Raw genomic sequence first — 260 nt, forward strand, 5'->3', positions numbered from 1 at the left:
GCTCATTCAGAGCGAGGGAGGCGGTGTGCGCACCTTAACGGCGATTCCTTACGGGGTATCTCATCCTGTCTTTTCACTAGATGGAGCTTTCATTTATGCGGCTGTGTCACTGAAACCATCAGAATCTGTTCATGATGAAAAGAAGGAAGAGCTAGATGAGTTCGCTCCTGCGGTATATGATGATTTAACCTATAAAGCAGATGGCAGAGGCTTTTTAGATGGACGTTTTACGCAGATCATTCAAGTGGATGTTCATTCAG

The 260-nt window shown here is 45.4% G+C and carries 1 pseudogene; it reads left to right on the forward strand.

Going from position 1 to position 260, the window contains the following annotated elements:
* Positions 1-25 precede the first annotated feature (25 nt).
* A pseudogene (locus SB658_RS25090) lies at positions 26-260 on the forward strand (S9 family peptidase); the annotation flags it as partial.

Origin of the sequence: Bacillus sp. SIMBA_008 (assembly GCF_046535495.1) — a bacterium.
Classification (GTDB): Bacteria; Bacillota; Bacilli; order Bacillales; family Bacillaceae; genus Bacillus; species Bacillus subtilis.